Raw genomic sequence first — 18866 nt, forward strand, 5'->3', positions numbered from 1 at the left:
GTGATGGCCCTGCTGCTATACGGCATTTTGGAGTACCGCATCCGTCAAGAGCTGGACAAGCAAGACAAGCCATTCCGAATCCCCGGCCGAAGCCGGGATTACAAGCCGACAGGTCAAGTCTTGCTTGTCATGCTGCAGCAAATCAAAGTGATGCTAATTCGATATGCTGACCGAACAGAACGCGTGCTGACGGACAATGCAGATGATCTTGCCTGCCGGGTGGTAGAAATGGCGGGGTACGACATGACCATCCAAGCCCAAAACAGTTTCTCTTGAACCGCATCAGCGGTTGTTATTATTCATTTTCATTTACTGACATGCGAAATACGGGCTACAACCAGCTGCTGCTGTATGGAAAACTACATCAAGGAAGTCAAGAACGGATTCTCCATCGATCACATCGCCACAAGCGATTTTAAAGCAAATGAACTGGACTTTCTGATCAAGCTGCTTGCCTATAATTGTTTGAACGCTTCAAGCGCGATTGCTGCGAGACGGTTCATCGATTGCCAGATTTCGTTTGGAATTTTTCCACTGTGCCGCTACGATCATCGAACACAGCCGAGCCGTTGTGCTCAAGTTGGCAAAAAGCTTTGCCAACCGGTACGCATGGAAACGTATCGAGGCGAGGGTGGCCCTACTGGAATGACGATTCCCATAGTCTAAATGGAAACCGCACAGCACCTCTTGAATGGGGAAGGGGAAGAACTATCCGCAATTTATGAAATGGACTCTACTGCGCTGGAAAATACCCTTCTTTTTACAGTGCACATGACGCTCGTTTTATGTACGAACCTTGCTACAAAGCTCTTTCGAAATTTCGGATAATATGTTATCACCACTAGAAACTTCGATCCTGTGATTGCATGCTTTTGGAAAACCCAAATTTTCGTCATCGAAAATGGTTTTAATGTAAGATTGGCTGCGCAGCCATGGTACCGTTTCGTCAGTTGAATGATTATCGACCACAATAATTTCATAATCATGCTGGGACGTAATTTCCGGATGCTTTCGATACACAATTGCGTATATTCCAATTTATTGTATGTCGGAATAACAATACTGGTTTTCACGTCATTTCCTCCGCTTTCGTCACGTGGAATCTGTTATACTATATATATTGATAATTTTAGATAAAAAGTGATACTGAATTCCTTTACAATTTATGAGATTCTGACGATAAATAATTTATATAATTATTGACCATGTTTGACTTAAGACTATATTACAGGAGTTCTACTATGACAAAACTATTATCTCTTTGTATGATTGTAAAAAACGAAGAAAAAGTCTTAAAAAGATGTTTAGAAAGTGTCCAGGGGTTGGTAGATGAAATTGTTGTCGTGGATACGGGATCTACGGACAGAACCGTTGAAATTGCACGTGAATTTACTTCTCATGTTTATTTCTTTGAATGGATCAATGATTTCGCAGCAGCCAAAAATTTTAGCATTCGCCACGCTGGCTCCAGATGGATACTAAATTTGGATGCTGACGAATTTTTGCAGGATGTCAATATTGAAAAGGTCCGCTATGAACTGGAGAACCTTCCCCTATCGGAATCGACCGCGTTTATTCTTCCAATCTACAACTTTACTGGAACGATAAATAGTGGGAAAGTTTTGAATTCGAGTGGCGCCCGATTGTTCCCCAATCATCCCGATATCGAATTCAGAAGTCCGATTCATGAACAGCTTTATTGGAAACACGGCGAACTGCGTTTTCTCGAATATCCTCTAATTATTTATCATACGGGTTATTTGGAAGAAACAAAGCTGGAAAAAAACAAATCCACCCGGAATATGTCTATATTTAATGACCTGCTGAAGAAAAAAACGCTGGATACATACGAAACGTTTACTTTAGCTAACGAATACATGATCATGCGGGATTATAAAAAAGCGATTTACTACTACGAAAAGGTGTACAAAAAAGCTGAAAAAAGACAAGATTGGTATCCTCATTGTGTCGAACGGATGATTACGGCTTATACTGAGTTGGACCGATATAAAGAGGCCTATGCTTTAATTGAGGAATCCGTGAAGCTGTGGCCCGGCTATTCGGACTTGCATTGTTTTAAAGGTCTTCTATTGGATAAGTTGGGCTTCTATAAAGAAGCCGTTACCGAGTTAAGCCAAAGCATAGAGATTGCAGAATTATCTAACGGCCGACAATATTGGATCCTGAGCCCGAATAACGGGACAACGCTTCCTTATTCCAAATTGGCTGATATATATTTTGAGCAATATAAAGATATTTCCAAAACCGTCTATTATCTCACGAAATTAGTTCAAAGCAATCCGAAAGATATAAAACATTTATATAAGCTTGTGCATTTATTGACTCTTACGGAGCCTGTTTCCGAAATCGTTAAGTTTTTAGAACAGCTATTCTCCCATACGGATCCCATGCAAATTAGAGTATTATTGCAAATTGCTGTAACCGTCGGACACTGCGAACTATCTCAACATTATTACATGGTGCATCAGAAATTTAATATCGAGTTGTCACCTATATATATGATGCAATACGGTATTATACAAAACGATCAGGGCTGGTTTGATAAACATTTTAATCTACTGTCAAAGGAAGATTGTAATAATGAATTAGCAGCAAGAGCGATTTATACTGCTTCCTGTGTGTGGAAAACAACGGACTACATGGACCGGTTTACAATCCCTAAAAATTTATTAAAGCCTACAGAATCTTTGCTTAAAAAAGTTATTTCGGATACCGCTCTTGACGAATCTGTTGATTTTCCTTATGACTCCATGTCCATACTGCTATCGGAAATCTTTAAGGTAGGCCAATACGACGTGTACGATTGGTTAATTAATCTTTTCCCGAATCATTTTAATAAACTAGCTAACCTCATGGGCGATTACTTCTTCAAACAAAATCAAATCGAACTATCTTTAGACTATTACTCTATGGGTTTGACAAAAAATGAGTTAGAAGCGCAGGGATACGAAAACCTTGGAGTACTTTATATTGCGCAAGGAGACTTACAAGAGGGGCTTGAATTTATTGAAAAAGCAATAGAGTTACATCCCTCAAAAGTAACCTTATATACGACTTACTGTTTGCATTCTAACGGAGAGAAGAAAGCACGTTATAAAGAACAACTGTTTAATACATTTCCTCAATATAAGGGATTACCCTTTATTAAAAATTTATAGTTTAATCGACTTTACCTTAAAAGGCTGTCATAATGACAGTCTTTTAATTTTATGGTTTGATTAAAAAATAAAACCCAGTTCCACGAATCGAACTGGGTAATCATCAATTTATTTAACACTCGAGTTTAGTTTTGGTTATCTACAAAGTAACCTTCTGCTTGAACCATTGGATTAGATTGATACTTGCCGCGAAGCTTTACTGCATTTTGCATTTTCTTAATCTGATTTTCTGAATCATTTCGGTTTAAGTAAAGCTTCTCTTGAATCTGGGACTCCAAGCTTTTAAGTTCCCTTATATACGATTTAGCAGCAGATGATGAATGATCTACCTGCTCAATTTGCTCTATAAGCCCAGCTTGTTGGTTTTGCAAATATTCCAATTGAGCCAAGTCTTCAAAAGTGTCTAAATTGAGTGCCAAAATTTCGTTGGAGATTCGGATGAGCCGCAAAAATAAGTTCTCCATTGCTTCCATATTCATTTTAACCGACCACGGTAGCTTTATTTTTAAGAATCTTTAGCGCCTCAACCCACGTATCCCTTAACTCCGTAACCAAAGATATACTCGTTTCCAAACATTCCATGTTTAACTTGAAGTTCGCTTCAAAAAGCTGTTCTTTAATAAAAACATAAAGCATTTTAAGATTCTTTGATATTTCATAGTCCATATTAAGAGTAATCATTAATTCGTCAATAATATCTTGGGCTTTTTTAATATTAACATTCTTTTCGTTGTAATTTTTTGTTACCAAAGCTTCCTGAGCTTGCTTCATAAATTTAATGCATCCGTTAAACAATAGGAGGGTTAATTCACCAGGAGCGGCCGTACTCACTTGAGTTCTAAGATAGAGCTGTTGCGCTTGCTGGTTCATTTTGTCTTACCTCTTTTCATCAATAATAACACCGTTTATTTTCTGTAAATTTGTGATTAAATCTACGATCTTTTCAGAAGGAACTTCCCTAATCACTTCATTCGTTTCTTTGTTATACACTTTAACGATAATTTGCTTACTTTTTTCATGAATGCTAAACTCCAATCGTGTCTGAACGCCTTCCATTGCTTTATTTGCTTTTTCAATCGCTTTAACTAAAGCTTCTTCCGAAATGGATAGTTGAAATGGCCTTTTCGTTAATAATTCAATGGAAGAAATCAAATTCCCTAGTTGTTCTGACGGTTGATTATCATAAGAAGTTGTAGTATTATTGGGCAATCCTAGAGAAGGCATGTTTTTTATATCCATATACGCTATCTACCTCCTTGCCATTATAAACGAGACAAGTACCCCAATGTTGTATTACTTTTTTGGATTGCTTTCTCCATTGCCGAGAACTTTGCATAGTAGAAATCTTCTTTTTTCTTTAGTTTTACATCAAAACGGCTTATTTGTTCTTCCATTTTCTTCATAATGGACCCAAGATCCGTGTTTATATCATTTGTGATGCCGCCCACGGTACCTGCTCTTTTAACTAAATCATCAATACTTGAAGACAATTGGTCATGAACTCTACGCAGGATCCCCTTACCTTTCTCATCTGTACTTGATGCAGGGGAATTTGTAAACATGGCGATTACATTATCGGGATCTTTTGACAATGCTTCTTTTAGTATTTTTTCATCTATAACGAGCTTACCCGAATTCTGGGTATTTTTAGCGTCATAAGTCATCGTAGTGATTCCGATTTTGGCGAAGGAGTTATAGGCTTCTTGGATTCCACTTACCGACGTAATCCCCGTTAATTCCCTTAATCTACTTAGCGCTCTTTCAACAGTAGGATCACTTTTCAATAACCCGCTTTTTGCCTTGTCTTCCCATGCCTTGATGTCTGCCTCTTTCATATCTTTCTTCTGGTCATTGGTTAATGGATCGTAGCCGCGATACTTTTTTTCGGACGTTCTTTTGTTCATAAACTCGATCGTTTCGTTATACTTGGAAACAAAGTTCTTAATCTTATCGACAATTCCGTTTATATCATTGCTAACGGATACCGTAACAGGCGTTGTGCCCGTCGGTTGTTTTAGATTATAGGTAACCCCATCGATTGTAAAGGAATTGCTGCTCCTATAGGTTGTATTTCCATCGATTGTAACTTTTGCATCCTGGCCGGTTACGACTTGCGAATCCAATTTAAGCGAAGCTAACAGTCCGCCAGTATCTCCAGAAATGTTAACTTGCGCTGTCCCACCAGTATCCTTAGTAAGAAAAGATACCTTGTCGGTAGTCTCGTCATAAGACATATATACCCCGGCAGCAGAAGAATTAACTTTACCCATTATTGTGGAAATACTGTCATCACCATTGTACGTAATTTGCTGCCCGTTTATGGTAAAGCTGTAACTCGCGCCTGATATATTTAGTGGTGTATCGAACTTTGAGGCAATATCACTTAACTTCGAATTAGCGTCTACTTTGAAAGCTGTCCTGCCTCCAGAAAAGCCCAGATTGGAGTACCCGCTATTCGTTGTTGAAGTAGCTTCCAACACGAGCTGCGGTTGATAAGATGTGCTGCCGTCTACCACAACCGATACAGGATTGAAAGAGATTTTGCCTCCCGAATCGCTGACTGTAATCTTGTTGTACCCAAAAGCGGCATTTATTTTGGTTTGGATTTGTTGAGCTAAATCGGCGGTCGTTGCATAATTGTTCTGATCTAATGTAATTGTTTTTCTTACTCCGTTTAACGTTACATCGAACTGGTTATTCGTAGCGTCGATTGTGGTAGTCGTAGGAGCTGTATTCGCTGTAACTGGGGCAGGCGGTTGTTTTGTCATCGCTCCAGTGCTGGACTTCGTAGCCCCTGTCGCCAGTTGGCCTACGGTTATGGCATGAGTAGCCGGATTTGCGGTATTGCTTGCCGTAACCGAGATAAAACTTTCGTTTGAAGACGTTACGGAATTTTGTTTCCAGTCGCCGGAGAATCTTAACTCCCCCGCTGTCGTACGTAAACTTGCCAGCTTGGAATTGATTTCACGGTACAGATCCATACTCCAGTTTGTTTTTGTTTTTGTATTTTTGATTTTTTCTAAAGGCATTCTTTCAGCTTTCATTAGGTCGCTGACTAATTTATCGATATCTAATCCCGACGCCATTCCACCAATACGTATTGGCATATTCCACTCTCCTCTGATCATATTCCTTATTATATTTATCGAAAAATTTCTGCGATTTATTTAGACAGAAATTTATATATTTTTCAAGCGTACAAGAGCAGGATCGTAACCCCACGAAACTGCAAGCTTATAGTATTCCCTGGCCTTATCCTTCAAGCCAAGAATTTCGTAGTAGACCCCCAGATTGTATGCTGCTTTAAAAGATCCTGTCCCCAGCACCGAGGTATATTTGTTGGTTTCGCCAATTCTTAAAGCTTCTTTGAAGCTTGGTTCTATAACGTAGATTTCTCCCGTATCCATAGCAAGAAGACCCAGCAGAAAAAATAAATCTGGAAAGTCCTTATATATGTCTCTATATCTCGTAAGAAGGTCGGCAGCTTCCCTGCTGCGGCCCAGCTCCTTGAGCGTATAACCTAGTAATACGAGCATTGGAGGATAGTAAAGCTTATTTTCTTCTTTATAATCCAGGCTTCTTCTTAAGTAATGCTCGGCTTCCTTATAGTATTCGACCGAATTATAAAGTTTTCCAATTTGATATAGCATATAACCTTCGTCTTGTCGTTCATCTAATGCTTTCTGGTAAAGTTTCAGATAACGGTTAAATTTGTCTTTTACACTATATTCGTTTTTGGCATATCCGTAGTGTTTAACTACAAGCTCGGTGTCTCTGAAGCTTGCCGGTTGTTCGTTCTCATACAATTGCTCATGAACTATTCCTTTGAATTGAAACGCGGGTTTATTAGGAAAAAAACGAACCATCCTATGTCGGGCCGATTCATTCTCCATGATATTTTCTATAAATACGGTTCCTGCTTGATCGGGGTATTTGGTTATATATTGATTTAATGTAGCTTCAGCATCAGATGGAAGCTCCTCATCCGCATCCAGAATAAGTATATATTCGCCTGTTGCCCAAGAAATAGATTGATTCCTCGCTTGGGCAAAATTATCGTTCCACTCCCCCTGCTTTATAATAGCACCATAATTTTTTGCTATTTCTACAGTACGGTCCTTGGACCCTGTATCGTAAGTAACGATTTCAAATTGCGGGGGGATGCTTTTTAGTACCCTCTCGATGTTAAACTCTTCATCTTTCACAATAAGGCAGACGCTGATATTCATAGATTCCTCCTGCCATAAGCTTCTCAATCCCGATTACATTTATTATCGGTATACAGACAGAATATTGTTATAGCCTCTCTATCATAAGCAAAATGAATAAGAAAAACACCCACTCTGATTCGTAATAAACGAACTGGAGTAGGTGTTTTTATTCTGGTTAAGGATTAACGAAGCAGTTGGAGAACGCCTTGTGGAGCTTGGTTTGCCTGAGCCAGCATCGAGTTGGATGCTTGTTGCAGGATGTTCAGCTTCGTGTAGTTCATCATTTCTTTTGCCATATCGGTATCGCGGATACGGGATTCGGCAGCTTGCAGGTTCTCGGATGTTGTCGACAAGTTATTAAATACATGCTCCAGACGGTTTTGTACTGCACCGAATTCGGAACGCGCAGTGTTAACTTTACCGATCGCATCGTCGATATTTTTCAATGCTGCATTTGCAGCACCGCTCGTCGTAACACCTCCGGCTAAGCCCAGACCAGTTTTAGTGATATTCTGTGTCGTGACCGCAACCGAGTCTCCAGCATTGTTGCCGATTTGGATGCTGATGGCAGTCGACTGGTTCAACATGGTGATGCCGTTAAATGTCGTTTTGTTTGCAATATCGTCGATTGCATTACCCAAAGCTTGGAACTCTTCGTCCATCGCTTTTAAGTCCGAAGTGTTGTACGTTCCGTTGCTTGCTTTTACTGAGAGTTCTTTCATGCGAGTCAGCATGTCGGAAACTTCGTTCATTGCGCCCTCTGCAGTTTGTACAAGGGAAACGCCGTCTTGAGCGTTTGCTGCCGCTTGGTTCAAGCCGCGGATTTGCGTACGCATTTTTTCGGAGATCGACAAGCCTGCTGCATCGTCAGCTGCACGGTTGATCCGGTAGCCCGAAGAAAGCTTCTCGCTGGATTTGCCTTGCGCGATGTTGTTAAAAGACATGTTGCGGTGTGCGTTCATTGCGTTAAGATTGTGGTTGATAATCATTGGTAATTTCCTCCCTGAATGTTTGTTCCACTTCCTTGTGGAGTAGGGCTTTGCTCCTACATTTTGTATATCGGCTGTTTAGTTATAGATGTTTAGCATTTTTTTTATTTTTCTAAGTTTTTTACTATTTTTTTTATTTCGCTTAAATCAAACTTGACGGAAGTCGCCTCCTTATTGCTCTCTTCAATCGCTTCTAGCAATTCTTTTCTGTAAACTTTAATATCACTTGGCGCCTTAATTCCTAGTTTAATCTGCTCCCCCTCAATGGACACAACATAAATTTCAATGTTACCGTTGATCATAATGGACTGTCCTTTTTTCCTGGATAATACTAGCATTTCTTTTCACCGCTTTCTTGTCTCTGTTTGGGGAAAAGCGGGGTTTTTATGTCATATTCGTAGCTGGGAGGCAGAATGATTTGAAGTCCCTTAAGTTTTTTCATATTGATCACAAGCGGAGCAAGCAAGTTCATTGTAGAGTCTTGGAAGGGGTCTTTCAAGGTAACAATAGATAAGATGAGAACATCCTGTTCGGACTTCAACCCTAGCCTGGCCACATCGTCTTTGTTCAATTCAAACGCGTAATCTTTAAAATATTCAAAGGGAGTAGCGACAACAAAGCCGATTTTTTCGTCGTCCACGCTGCTTAAATATGCCAAATCGCTTCCTTCTATGCAGTTGAAAGTAAACTCGTTTAACCCCTCGAAAGCCAAAATACTTCCATTTAGGCTTATTATTTTTCCATCCAACTGTTTAAACATAAGTGTAGCTCCTTTCAAGAATTGAAGGCTATAGCATTAGCTATAGCCTTAGAATAATTATTTATACCAATCATAGGTCGTTACTTGTATATCGACCGAATTCATTTGTCTCATATAGATGTCGACCCGTCCCGGATTGTAGCGAATCTCGGGTTTCATCGGCGTGTACTGAATGTCCGCTTTACGAGCTTCGATGTTGGTTACAGCAGGTTTTGCTTCATATTGAATTTTCACATTCATATTCGAAGCCGGACCGACGTATTCTACGGCACTCTTATTTGAAAAAGCATTCTGAGCAAGTTCCGCAAAAGCGTTACGCGGATTATGAATTTGAGCCATGCGATTGCCGTTTTCAACAATTCTGGCTATTCCCTGCAGCGCAATACCGGGAGCTTGGCTGTAAATGGAATTCATCCACTCCATATGTGGACCAGATCCTAAAGCAGCCCAAGCTGCCGACGAATCGATGCGCAATTCACCTGGCTCAGAATGAAAATCCATTTGTGCCGGATGTTGTTCAATAGATAATTGCCCTCTGGGAGATCTCATATCAGTTGAAGCATTCTGCGTTTGCATACCGATCTGACCCAAGGTTTGCTGAATCGATAGGCGGAGCAAGTTCATGGAACACCACTCCTATCTCTTACCTTAAATAGTCCAGCAGGCTTGGTTGAACAATTTTGGCGCCGACGGAAAGAGAGGCCTGATAAATATTTTCATACAGTTTCAAATCGGTAATCGTCTTTGCAATGTCCGCATCCTCTACCTTGCTGTCCAACGAAGTTAAGTTTTGGGTCAAATCTTCCAAGCGATTGTCAATTAAGTCAACACGATTCACTCGTGCCCCAACTTCTGCACGCATGTCCAAAAATCTGGTAAGACGTGTGTCCAGCTTATCCATCAATACCTCAGCTTGTGCTTTATTCCCTGAAGCAAATGCATTTTGGATTCCTTTCAAGACAGCGAACATATTATCCCCATCTGAAGGCGATCCGAACACCTGCTCCCCAGTAACATTAATAGGAAGCGTGATCCCTGCTCCGAATTGAAAATTTATAAGTTTCGTATCGGTTTGGTCTGCCGCAGCATTTGCTAAGGTATACGGTTGTTTGTCAGTAAATTGTCCGTTAAAAATATACTTCCCGTTCATTTTATCGTTTCCAAGCGTAACTACATGTTCATAGATCTGACCCATCTCTTGAGCGATAGCATCCAACGCGGATTGCGGGTTAGTACCGTTCACCCCTCGGGTTGTCAGTTCCTTCGCTCTTTGCAGCAACTCGCCGATCTGGCCCATTACCGTATCAGTGTGATCCAAGAATGACTTAGCCATATCCACATTTTTCTGATACTGCTCATTCATAGACAATTCGCTGCGATAACGCAATGCATAAGTGATGCCGACTGGATCGTCGGAGGGCTGGTTGATTTTCCTGCCCGTGGATAACATATCCTGATTATTGCTCATCCGCCTTAAATTATTTGTAATATTCCCGAGAACCTGAGAGTGCATCATATTTTGAGTAACGCGCAATGGCACAGGCTTGACCTCCTCATTATTATCTTCCGACTACTCCAGTGTTGTTAATCAGCCTATCAAGAACCTGATCAAAGGTCGTCATAAATCGAGACGCTGCGCCGTATGCATGCTGAAACTTAATCATGTTGGACATCTCTTCGTCAAGCGAGACCCCGCTCACGGACTGCCGTCTATCCTCAATTTGATCCACCATCGCCTTTTGATTATCCGTTTGGCGGGAAGTCGTTTGCGCTTGAACGCCCAATTGACCGACAATGGAGCGGAAGTAATCATCCAAGGTACCATTCATAATCGATGGCGCGCCATTGGTGGTTCCTCCATTGTTAAAAGTAAACTTCGAATCTTTAATCTGTGAAATCAATAAGGCCAAGGTATTGTTGCCTTTGACTGCCGTTTCGTTCGGGGCTGTCCCCGTCGTTCTCATGGAAGTGGCAATAGTATTTGGATCGTTCGCAATGACCGGATTGAGTTGGAAAGTAGCTGCCGTAACCGTAGCTCCTGTCTTAGCCGTAAAGAAATCTACTCCCTTAGCAGCGGGTGTTGCAAAAGTATAACCCAGCTTGTGTAACCCGTTGATCCCTTGGACCATAACCGTCAAATCGGAAGCCAATGTACGGTTAGCCACAGGGCCAGAATAAGTTACCGGAGTATACGCCGGACCTGTCGGATTATTCGTGGGGACCATTAATACGGAACCGTCAGGAATAACGGACCCGGCTGGAATTGTGATTTGCACTTGGCCGTTAGCGATGGAATTCGCAAGCGTATCCAACTGCTGCTGGTAATCGACAACATAACGGTCTCTGGAAACAATCATGCCATAGACCTCACCGCTATTTAAATCTCCACTGTTCATAGCAGTTGCAAGTGTAGCCGCGGTAACAGCAGTCTCGTCTTGGCCTGTAACCAAGTTGGTATTCCCCATGTTAATGGTATATCCTTGTGGAGTTTCAACAACAGAGATATTTACGATTTTGGATAATTGATCCGTCAATAAGTCGCGCTGGTCCCGCAAATCGTTAGCATGATCTCCAAGTCCTTCAATTCGGAAAATTTCATTATTCAAAGAAGAAATTGTGCTGGTCAATGAATTGATTTGATTGGCTTTGACATCAATATTACTAGTCAAATCATTACTTAAATCGCTCAATTGCTTGCTGGTCGCGTTGAAAGCATCTGCCAACGCATTTGCGCTCTCCCGGACAAGCTTGCGTCCCGATACGTTCTCCGGATCTTTAGCAAGATCGGTCCACGACTTCCAAAACTTATCCAATACGGAACGTATCCCCGTATCCGTTGGCTCATTTACAATCGCTTGGAGCTTATCCAGCGTATCATTTTGAATAGAGTAATTCCCAAACTGTTTATTTTCATTGCGAAATTGATCATCCAAGAACTTCTCACGAATTCGCGTAATCGATGTAAATTCTACACCTTGTCCCATCTGCCCCGGAACGTTGCTACGCATCATCCCCGGATATTCGAGTGGTCTGGAAGCGACCATGTTTACTACTTGGCGGGAATAACCCGGTGTATTTGCGTTCGATATGTTATGTCCCGTTGTGGTAAGAGCGGCCTGCTGCGTGAATAAAGCACGTTTAGATATTTCAATACCGGTAAAGGTGGAACGCATGACTCTCATCTCCTTCGCAGCATTTGATTATGCCTTGGCGTCAAATAATCCTTTTCGACTCGAACCCGAAGTAGTCTGATGGGGATTCGAATAAATCAGTTCATCTCCGTCAGAACCGGACATGATATCTATCGAATAATTAATAAACGCGAGCGACTGCTCGATCATCTGTTGATTTAACTCATTGTACTCCCGCAGCTTGCGGATAGTAGCCAGCAATTGCTTCTGAGAATCAACCAAGATTCGCTTCTCCTCGACGTTAAAAATGATCTTGGTCAAGTCGCTGACTGTCACCCGCGGATTCGGCTTGTATCCTTTTTCGATTAAAAAATTACCGATTGCCTCCACCCGCTGCTGGTCCAATTCCCCAATCCGCTTGAGCAGCTTATTTTCTTTCGTTACGATTTGCGTCAACTGCTCCACTTGATTGTGGATAAGCGCATGCTTTTTCTGCTCCGCCAGCTCCAACAAAGTGAGATGTACATCGTTCAGTTCGGACATGGTCTGCAACACGGCTTCAAAAGACATGGCTCTCCACCTTCAAAAATTATTTCAGAAACGGGAAAATTTTCTCGGCCAGCTTGCGCGCATCGACGACGTACGTCCCTGATTTTACGGATTGCTTAAGCTCTTCCAGCTTTTCGGGGCTGGCTCCCGCTGCTTCTGTCCCCAAAAGTTCTTTGGCTTCGCTGGAAATCTCAACCTGGTCTTTTTGCTTTTGCTTCTTCCCTGCGGCAAATGCCTGTTGAGCTTCCTGATTCCTCTTATATTGATTCACGGCACCTACCTGATTCGTTCCATTAATTTTCATCAAACTCACCTCGATTAACTACATAATAAACCCACCGATTCAGCGTTATTACTTTTATCGGTGGGCGGTTTTTAAAAGTTTAGATGTATTCGTTATTTTGTTCGATCCTGCAAGCGGTCTTTGATAAGAAAAGATGCATGCTTCTCTTGCTCGGCCTGCTGCTTCTTGCGCTGTTCGTCTTCGGCCATGTTTCGCGCTTCCTTCGTCAATCGCGTCCGGCACACTTCACACATGTTGTGCTCGCGAATCTGCGCTCCGCATACGTCACATTCGTAAGTCATGTTCGGATTATTTTTAATCGAAATGCGCCCTTCACGGATAAACTTTACGATTTGTTTGACCGGTACTTCGGTCGCATCGCTTAATTCTTGTATTGAGCAAGCACGGTTCTCGCGCAAATATTTTAAACACGTCTCATACTGCTTCTCCATTTCCCGAAGGCAGTTCGGACACAAGCCGTAATTGTTTTTCATGTATATTTTTCCGCAGCGGTCGCAGTTTGCTACATTCAGACTCATTTCATTCTACTCCTCTCAAGAGCAAGGCCCCTTACTTCCTAATATAGCTGAAATTATCGAAGTTTGCACTTCATTTTTTGTCGAAAACTGGACGTTTGCCGCAAACGAACTTACCTGGCCCAACTAATGCCGCACACCTCCAGAGGAAGAACCGTCTTCAGCGCTCTTGAGCATTCGTTTAGCGTGCTTCCGGTCGTGTACACATCGTCGATCAAATAAACCCTTACCCGCCCTTGTCTGCATGCTGCCGCCACTTGGGAAGCAGCCCCCGGTTCCAGTGCAAAAACGCCTTGGAGATCGTCCAAACGTTCCATTCTTCCTTTGAAGCTTTGTTTGTCCGTATGTCTCGTTCGCAGCAGCAGCGGAAGAACAGGCAAGGCCGTCAGCCTTCCCAGCTCGGAAGCCAACTGTTCAGCCTGGTTGAAACCGCGTTCGGCATATCGCTGCTCACTCAGGGGCACGTAAGAGATGAACTCGGAGGCAGGCTTTCCGAAGTCCGCACCGCCGGACGGCCCTTGCCGATGCAGATGATAGGCATGCAGCAGCATCGGGCCGAGTACGCTGCGCAGCGATTCTTGGCCCCGGTATTTATACTGTCCGAGCCATTCCTTCATTCGTTCGTCATAACGAACAGCGCTGCGGTTCTGGTCGAAATATGTAGTCGTTCGCCGGGCGCAGTCGGGACAGGCTTCGTAACGGCCGCATTTGGCGCAGCGAACTTCATGGACCCACGGGATCACTTCCCAGCAGCGCCGGCAAACCGGCAGCTTGCGGGTACCGTCATTTGGCGCGCCGCAGGCGACGCAAGGCACCATTTTGGAGGCCAGCAGCGATTCCGCCCCGTTCAGAAGCCGGCGCACCCACTTTCCGGCTTGTTCGGTCCAACTCATCGTCCCCGTACCCCTTTTCTCAGTCGATATAACCTTTTTTCCGTGCAATGACGTTCATTTCGGCAATTTGTCGCCTAGCCTGCACTTGAGAGCGTGTTTTTTCTTTGGCCGCAAAATAAACTCGACCTCGGGGATCTTGCGCGGATCTTCCCGCCCGTCCCGCCATTTGCACAAGCGCCGCCGAATCGAACACCGGGGAATCGGCATCGAGAATAAATACATCCGACTTCGGAATCGTCACTCCCCTCTCCAAGATGGTCGTAGTGACCAACAGCCGAATCGAAGTCGCGCGAAAATCGGTGACCTTTTGCGAGCGGTCGGCGTCTTTGGAGGAAGTACCTTGAACGTTGACAGAGGGAAACGATAGCCGAAGCAAAGCCACGAACGGCTCGACCATGGCGATCTTCGGCACGAAGACGAAGACTTGCGCTCCCCTCTCCAACGAGGCGGCCAAGTGTCCCTTTAGCTTGGCGTTCAGCCCGTTCTGAGCCAGCATTTGACGCAAAGGCGGACACGAGAGAAGCGATGGCTCAGGTAGCGGGTGACGATGGTACCTTGCCGCTACTCGCGCATGAGGCAGCCGATTGCGCTTTACAGCCCGCTGCAGTTCCTCCGGTGGCGTCGCCGACAGCAAAATGTACGCTCCGCCTAAAGCACATACCTGTTCGGCGGCGTAGATCAGCATCGGGTTATTATGGTACGGATACGCGTCGATTTCATCGACAATAACCAGATCAAATGCTTGCCGGAATCGCATCAGCTGATGCGTCGTCGCTATGGTTAGCTCACCTTGCTCCCACCGCTGCTCGCTTCCGCCATATAACGTGACAACTTTCGTGTGCGGAAAAGCTTTCTCCAGCCTTGGCTTCAGCTCCAAGACAACATCGCGACGCGGAGTGGCAATGGCGACCCGGCCTCCCTTAGCCAATGTATATTGTACCATCGGAAAAATCATTTCCGTCTTCCCGGCTCCCGTTACAGCCCAGATAAGGAACCGCGGCGCAGCGGGGCTCTGTGCTTTCCCGTTTGAAAGGGACTTATTTGCTTTCAAAAATTGCAACGCCAAGCCCGACGCTTCCGCCTGCACATCGCTAAGCCCCCACGCTTGTAAATAAACTTCCATGGCTTCATCCGCCAGTGGCACTTTGTTCATATCTGAAGTGCTGTTCAACCGAACGATCGGGGTACAATACCGCGCTCTTCCCATGGTCAAACAAGCTTCGCAATAAGCGCACGGTCCGCCACAATCCGCACAATGCGTCCAACGAACTGGCGACGCCCCGACGCCTGCCTGTCCTTCGAACATTCCTTGGCTTCCGCAGCGCTTGCACTTCCCTTTTAATGTCTGGGGCAGCAAGGACCACCGCCGGCCTTCGTTTCGATCTAACTCCACCCCGGCTTCCAGCTCGATTCTCCCCTGAATCCAAGCAAGCTGTAAAAAGTATGTCGGCGATTCGGCCACGGCTTGACTCTCTTCATGCTGCATCAAGCCCATAAACTCTTCCATAAGCAGGTATCGGCCTTTCAGGGCGAGGCACATCGCATTTATCGTCCTATTGGCGAAGTTTCTAGCTTCATCGGACAACCCCTCAGCGGACCCGCTCCACTCCCAAAGCTTCCAATCTGCCACGGCCTCCGGATGAAGGCCAATCTCACGGGCAGCTGCTCGCAAGCTTTGCAGCATGTCTGACGAAGACGGAGATGCTTTCATCTTGCGCTTAATTTCACAGGCTTGTCCGAACGATAAGGCGGGTTCCAGCACACGCAGCTTGAAGCGGCCACCGGCTTGATCCGTCCAGTAATCCCGGTCGGCCCGCATATCCAAGGAAACGTGCCAGGAACAACCGTCCGCCGTCATTGCGGCATATACGAAAGCTTTCATGGATCACCTGGTTCGAATTATTTTTTAGGACCACATATACTTGAAAGCGATTTCCAAACCTTCATTTTGGTTAAGCCGGACCACAACCACCTGTTCATCTGCATGCCTCAGGACCCATTCATCCAAGTCCCTTTCCGCCATCGTACAGATGCTCAACTGATGCTCCAGACTTAACCTTCGGGCAATCTCCAACGTGTCGTCCGTCGAACCTTTATCCGCCAACGTCACCAATATCGCCTTGCCCTTCATCCAAGAAAAAAAATACAGCGAGCGAAGATACCACTCCACCTGCAGCTGATTATTGTAGGTTTGCAGCACATAATGCGTCGTCCGGGGCTTTCCGTATCGCCTCCACTGCCAATGGAGCCAATGGATGATGGCGAACCCTGCGGCGTAGCAACCGATAATCCAAGCCAAGCCTAACATCATAGCGGCTCCCTCCCTTAACAGCAGTATATGCCGATTGAAGGGAGATGGTTCCTGCCAAGCCTGAAAAGAAGGATAGCTATTGCGAACCGCTTACAGCGTCACCCAGCCATTTTTAATCGCGATAATAACTGCCTGCGTCCGGTCGTCAACTTCCATCTTCTGCAAAATGCTGCTGACATGATTTTTAACCGTTTTCTCGCTGATAAACAGAAACTCACCGATCATTTTGTTGCTTTTGCCTTCAGCCATTAAGCGAAGCACTTCCGCTTCCCGACGGGTCAGCGGGCTGTTGTCCATATGCACGTACTTCACGCCTGCTTCTTTCGACGTCGTGCCGGAACCGGCTACGCCCTGCTCGTCCAAATACGTCATGCGCCGAAGCTGGTTGATGAGCTTCCCGGTCACTTTCGGATGAATGTAGGCATGTCCGGCCACGACCGAACGAATCGCGTTGATCAAAGATTCCGCTTCCATATCTTTCAACAGGTATCCGGACGCCCCTTTACGGAGTGTCTCGAAAACGTAGCTCTCATCGTCATGAATAGAAAGAATAATCACTTTTATGTCCGGAAAAATATCCTTTAATTTCTCCGTCGCTACGACACCGTTCTCTATAGGCATGTTAATGTCCATCAAGACGATGTCCGGGCTCAGGGTATTACAGAGCTCCAGTACCTGAATGCCATCGCCACATTCGCCGACGACTTCCAGATCGCTCTCCATATTCAAAATTCGTTTGACCCCCTCGCGAAACAGCTGGTGATCATCTGCTAAAACCAGCTTAATCGGGCGTTTGGCGCTACCCATAATGTCCATATTGATTACTCCTCCTTGGATTCTGACTTGATCGGGATGACCATGGATAGCTTTGTTCCCGCCCCTGGCGCCGATTCGATATCCATACGCCCCTCAAGCAGCTCTACACGCTCGCGCATGCCCATTAAGCCGTAATGACTGCCGCGTGCAATCTTCTTGTCAATATTGTCGGTGATGAAACCAACGCCATTATCGGATACGGATATTTTCATCATCTGCTGCTGGAACGTAAGCTCCAGTGAGACATGGGAGGCTTCCGCGTGCTTGATGACATTAGAGAACGCTTCCTGTACCAAGCGGTATACTGCTACCTCCATACCGGAAGGCAGACGGACTTCTTTTCCCACCAGCTCGATTCTGGTGCGAATTTTCGTTCTCTCCTCGTAATCCTGTACAAACTTACGCAAGGTGGGGACTAATCCGAGGTCGTCAAGCGCCATGGGACGAAGATTGAAAATGATCTTGCGAACCTCTTCAATCCCGCCCCGGACACCCGTTTTCAAATCATTCAGTTCATCTTTTACGGCATTATAGGCCTGCTTGGCCAGCATCCGCTCGGTAATTTCGGTGCGAAGGACCATGTTTGCCATATTTTGCGCAAGACCATCGTGAATTTCCCGGGCAATTCTCTTTCGTTCCTCTTCCTGCGCCAAAATGATCTTAAGACCCAGCATCTGCCGGTTTTTGGCCGATTCCAGAAGACGTGTCACTTGATTGAGATCGCCGGATAAGTACTCAAGCACTACATTGAATTGAGAGACTAAAGACTCTGCCCGCTCCAGCTGTTTGTCGACATTTTTCAACCGCTTCTGCAGGTCGTCCCGTCGCGCTTTCAAATGCAGCTCTTTTTCTCGGTGAATGGCCAGTTGGGCTTGCAGTTGGGTTGCCGCCTCGTAAGCCGCCCGAATATCTTCCTCATTGAAGCGTTTGAAATCGCGACTCACTTCGGTCAAACGAACACGAGAGCGCCGATACTCCACCTCGAAACGATCCACCGTATCAATCATGCGGCCCGTTTCTTCAATCACAGACTGCAATTCCTTGTTCAGCGCTTCGCGCTCGGCCCGGACGCTCTCACAAATTTCAAAAATTTGGTACTTGCTGTTTTCCATGACATCAATGGCATTTCTGATGACGCGGTCAAAAACGTCGACTTGCATCCGGACAAAGCTCCTTCGCCATTTTTCTCGGACGTACTAGCAATATAG

The 18866-nt window shown here is 44.7% G+C and carries 21 protein-coding genes and 2 pseudogenes; 3 read left to right on the forward strand and 20 right to left on the reverse strand.

The features are described 5' to 3' along the window. Both NLX71_RS23575 and NLX71_RS23580 read left to right on the forward strand, forming a co-directional pair. A pseudogene (locus tag NLX71_RS23575) lies at window positions 1-276 on the forward strand (IS1634 family transposase); the annotation flags it as partial. A 69-nt stretch (window positions 277-345) separates the two neighbouring features. Beyond that, window positions 346-649, forward strand: a pseudogene (locus NLX71_RS23580) (transposase); the annotation flags it as partial. A 134-nt stretch (window positions 650-783) separates the two neighbouring features. Here NLX71_RS23580 and NLX71_RS27145 read toward each other — a convergent pair. Further along, window positions 784-1020, reverse strand: a complete 237-nt coding sequence (locus NLX71_RS27145; protein WP_375377952.1) for a glycosyltransferase — start codon at window positions 1018-1020, stop codon at window positions 784-786. 221 nt (window positions 1021-1241) lie between these two features. Between NLX71_RS27145 and NLX71_RS23585 the strand changes: the two genes are divergently transcribed. Next, window positions 1242-3179 (forward strand): TPR domain-containing glycosyltransferase, encoded by a 1938-nt coding sequence (locus NLX71_RS23585; protein WP_254366237.1) that lies wholly within the window; start codon window positions 1242-1244, stop codon window positions 3177-3179. A 125-nt stretch (window positions 3180-3304) separates the two neighbouring features. Here the strand turns inward: NLX71_RS23585 and NLX71_RS23590 are convergent, their stop codons facing one another. From NLX71_RS23590 to NLX71_RS23680, 19 genes are all read right to left on the reverse strand, one after another. Continuing rightward, window positions 3305-3658, reverse strand: coding sequence for a hypothetical protein (locus tag NLX71_RS23590; protein ID WP_254366238.1), 354 nt, complete (start codon window positions 3656-3658; stop codon window positions 3305-3307). Between the two features lies 1 nt (window position 3659). After that, window positions 3660-4049 carry a flagellar export chaperone FliS gene (gene fliS, locus NLX71_RS23595; RefSeq protein ID WP_251601969.1) on the reverse strand — a complete coding sequence of 130 codons (390 nt, stop codon included), beginning with the start codon at window positions 4047-4049 and terminating at the stop codon, window positions 3660-3662. Between the two features lie 6 nt (window positions 4050-4055). Next, on the reverse strand, window positions 4056-4418 hold the full coding sequence (locus NLX71_RS23600; protein ID WP_254366239.1) for a flagellar protein FlaG: 363 nt from the start codon (window positions 4416-4418) through the stop codon (window positions 4056-4058). 23 nt (window positions 4419-4441) lie between these two features. Then, window positions 4442-6286, reverse strand: coding sequence for a flagellar filament capping protein FliD (gene fliD, locus NLX71_RS23605; RefSeq protein WP_254366240.1), 1845 nt, complete (start codon window positions 6284-6286; stop codon window positions 4442-4444). A gap of 72 nt (window positions 6287-6358) precedes the next feature. Continuing rightward, window positions 6359-7408 carry a tetratricopeptide repeat-containing glycosyltransferase family 2 protein gene (locus NLX71_RS23610; RefSeq protein ID WP_254366241.1) on the reverse strand — a complete coding sequence of 350 codons (1050 nt, stop codon included), beginning with the start codon at window positions 7406-7408 and terminating at the stop codon, window positions 6359-6361. Between the two features lie 164 nt (window positions 7409-7572). Further along, window positions 7573-8379, reverse strand: a complete 807-nt coding sequence (locus NLX71_RS23615) for a flagellin N-terminal helical domain-containing protein (RefSeq protein WP_254366242.1) — start codon at window positions 8377-8379, stop codon at window positions 7573-7575. 104 nt (window positions 8380-8483) lie between these two features. After that, window positions 8484-8681, reverse strand: coding sequence for a carbon storage regulator (locus NLX71_RS23620; RefSeq protein ID WP_375377953.1), 198 nt, complete (start codon window positions 8679-8681; stop codon window positions 8484-8486). Between the two features lie 29 nt (window positions 8682-8710). Then, window positions 8711-9139: a flagellar assembly protein FliW gene (gene fliW, locus NLX71_RS23625; protein WP_254366244.1), complete on the reverse strand. Its 429-nt coding sequence runs from the start codon at window positions 9137-9139 to the stop codon at window positions 8711-8713. Window positions 9140-9196: 57 nt separating this feature from the next. After that, window positions 9197-9763, reverse strand: coding sequence for a DUF6470 family protein (locus tag NLX71_RS23630; RefSeq protein WP_254366245.1), 567 nt, complete (start codon window positions 9761-9763; stop codon window positions 9197-9199). Window positions 9764-9782: 19 nt separating this feature from the next. Beyond that, window positions 9783-10679, reverse strand: a complete 897-nt coding sequence (gene flgL / locus NLX71_RS23635; protein WP_254366246.1) for a flagellar hook-associated protein FlgL — start codon at window positions 10677-10679, stop codon at window positions 9783-9785. A gap of 19 nt (window positions 10680-10698) precedes the next feature. Beyond that, window positions 10699-12312, reverse strand: coding sequence for a flagellar hook-associated protein FlgK (gene flgK, locus NLX71_RS23640; RefSeq protein WP_254366247.1), 1614 nt, complete (start codon window positions 12310-12312; stop codon window positions 10699-10701). Window positions 12313-12339: 27 nt separating this feature from the next. Next, entirely contained in the window at window positions 12340-12840 is a 501-nt protein-coding gene (locus NLX71_RS23645; RefSeq protein ID WP_254366248.1) for a flagellar protein FlgN, read from the reverse strand. Between the two features lie 19 nt (window positions 12841-12859). Further along, complete coding sequence (gene flgM / locus NLX71_RS23650; protein ID WP_254366249.1) at window positions 12860-13123, reverse strand: flagellar biosynthesis anti-sigma factor FlgM; 264 nt, start codon at window positions 13121-13123, stop codon at window positions 12860-12862. A 92-nt stretch (window positions 13124-13215) separates the two neighbouring features. Further along, window positions 13216-13641 (reverse strand): flagellar protein, encoded by a 426-nt coding sequence (locus NLX71_RS23655; protein ID WP_254366250.1) that lies wholly within the window; start codon window positions 13639-13641, stop codon window positions 13216-13218. A 110-nt stretch (window positions 13642-13751) separates the two neighbouring features. Then, window positions 13752-14531 (reverse strand): ComFC family protein, encoded by a 780-nt coding sequence (locus NLX71_RS23660; protein WP_254366251.1) that lies wholly within the window; start codon window positions 14529-14531, stop codon window positions 13752-13754. A gap of 19 nt (window positions 14532-14550) precedes the next feature. Further along, window positions 14551-16413, reverse strand: a complete 1863-nt coding sequence (locus NLX71_RS23665; protein ID WP_254366252.1) for an ATP-dependent helicase ComFA — start codon at window positions 16411-16413, stop codon at window positions 14551-14553. 24 nt (window positions 16414-16437) lie between these two features. Continuing rightward, window positions 16438-16842, reverse strand: coding sequence for a hypothetical protein (locus tag NLX71_RS23670; protein ID WP_254366253.1), 405 nt, complete (start codon window positions 16840-16842; stop codon window positions 16438-16440). A gap of 90 nt (window positions 16843-16932) precedes the next feature. Next, window positions 16933-17658 carry a response regulator gene (locus tag NLX71_RS23675; protein WP_254366254.1) on the reverse strand — a complete coding sequence of 242 codons (726 nt, stop codon included), beginning with the start codon at window positions 17656-17658 and terminating at the stop codon, window positions 16933-16935. A gap of 5 nt (window positions 17659-17663) precedes the next feature. Continuing rightward, entirely contained in the window at window positions 17664-18818 is a 1155-nt protein-coding gene (locus tag NLX71_RS23680) for a sensor histidine kinase (protein ID WP_254366255.1), read from the reverse strand. Window positions 18819-18866: the final 48 nt, after the last annotated feature.

This window comes from Paenibacillus sp. MZ04-78.2, assembly GCF_024213375.1.
Taxonomy (GTDB): Bacteria; Bacillota; Bacilli; order Paenibacillales; family NBRC-103111; genus Paenibacillus_G.

What these genes read in the sequence shown, in the direction of transcription:
- NLX71_RS23630 (WP_254366245.1), bottom strand. Translation starts at nt 9,763, where the DNA reads ATGAACTTGCTCCGCCTATCGATTCAGCAAACCTTGGGTCAGATCGGT.
- flgK (WP_254366247.1), bottom strand. Translation starts at nt 12,312, where the DNA reads ATGCGTTCCACCTTTACCGGTATTGAAATATCTAAACGTGCTTTATTC.
- NLX71_RS23590 (WP_254366238.1), bottom strand. Translation starts at nt 3,658, where the DNA reads ATGAATATGGAAGCAATGGAGAACTTATTTTTGCGGCTCATCCGAATC.
- NLX71_RS23675 (WP_254366254.1), bottom strand. Translation starts at nt 17,658, where the DNA reads ATGGACATTATGGGTAGCGCCAAACGCCCGATTAAGCTGGTTTTAGCA.
- NLX71_RS23645 (WP_254366248.1), bottom strand. Translation starts at nt 12,840, where the DNA reads ATGTCTTTTGAAGCCGTGTTGCAGACCATGTCCGAACTGAACGATGTA.
- fliD (WP_254366240.1), bottom strand. Translation starts at nt 6,286, where the DNA reads ATGCCAATACGTATTGGTGGAATGGCGTCGGGATTAGATATCGATAAA.
- NLX71_RS23670 (WP_254366253.1), bottom strand. Translation starts at nt 16,842, where the DNA reads ATGATGTTAGGCTTGGCTTGGATTATCGGTTGCTACGCCGCAGGGTTC.
- NLX71_RS23620 (WP_375377953.1), bottom strand. Translation starts at nt 8,681, where the DNA reads ATGATCAACGGTAACATTGAAATTTATGTTGTGTCCATTGAGGGGGAG.
- NLX71_RS23600 (WP_254366239.1), bottom strand. Translation starts at nt 4,418, where the DNA reads ATGGATATAAAAAACATGCCTTCTCTAGGATTGCCCAATAATACTACA.
- NLX71_RS23615 (WP_254366242.1), bottom strand. Translation starts at nt 8,379, where the DNA reads ATGATTATCAACCACAATCTTAACGCAATGAACGCACACCGCAACATG.
- NLX71_RS23655 (WP_254366250.1), bottom strand. Translation starts at nt 13,641, where the DNA reads ATGAGTCTGAATGTAGCAAACTGCGACCGCTGCGGAAAAATATACATG.
- NLX71_RS23610 (WP_254366241.1), bottom strand. Translation starts at nt 7,408, where the DNA reads ATGAATATCAGCGTCTGCCTTATTGTGAAAGATGAAGAGTTTAACATC.
- NLX71_RS23665 (WP_254366252.1), bottom strand. Translation starts at nt 16,413, where the DNA reads ATGAAAGCTTTCGTATATGCCGCAATGACGGCGGACGGTTGTTCCTGG.
- NLX71_RS23680 (WP_254366255.1), bottom strand. Translation starts at nt 18,818, where the DNA reads ATGCAAGTCGACGTTTTTGACCGCGTCATCAGAAATGCCATTGATGTC.
- fliW (WP_254366244.1), bottom strand. Translation starts at nt 9,139, where the DNA reads ATGTTTAAACAGTTGGATGGAAAAATAATAAGCCTAAATGGAAGTATT.
- flgM (WP_254366249.1), bottom strand. Translation starts at nt 13,123, where the DNA reads ATGAAAATTAATGGAACGAATCAGGTAGGTGCCGTGAATCAATATAAG.
- fliS (WP_251601969.1), bottom strand. Translation starts at nt 4,049, where the DNA reads ATGAACCAGCAAGCGCAACAGCTCTATCTTAGAACTCAAGTGAGTACG.
- NLX71_RS23585 (WP_254366237.1), top strand. Translation starts at nt 1,242, where the DNA reads ATGACAAAACTATTATCTCTTTGTATGATTGTAAAAAACGAAGAAAAA.
- NLX71_RS23660 (WP_254366251.1), bottom strand. Translation starts at nt 14,531, where the DNA reads ATGAGTTGGACCGAACAAGCCGGAAAGTGGGTGCGCCGGCTTCTGAAC.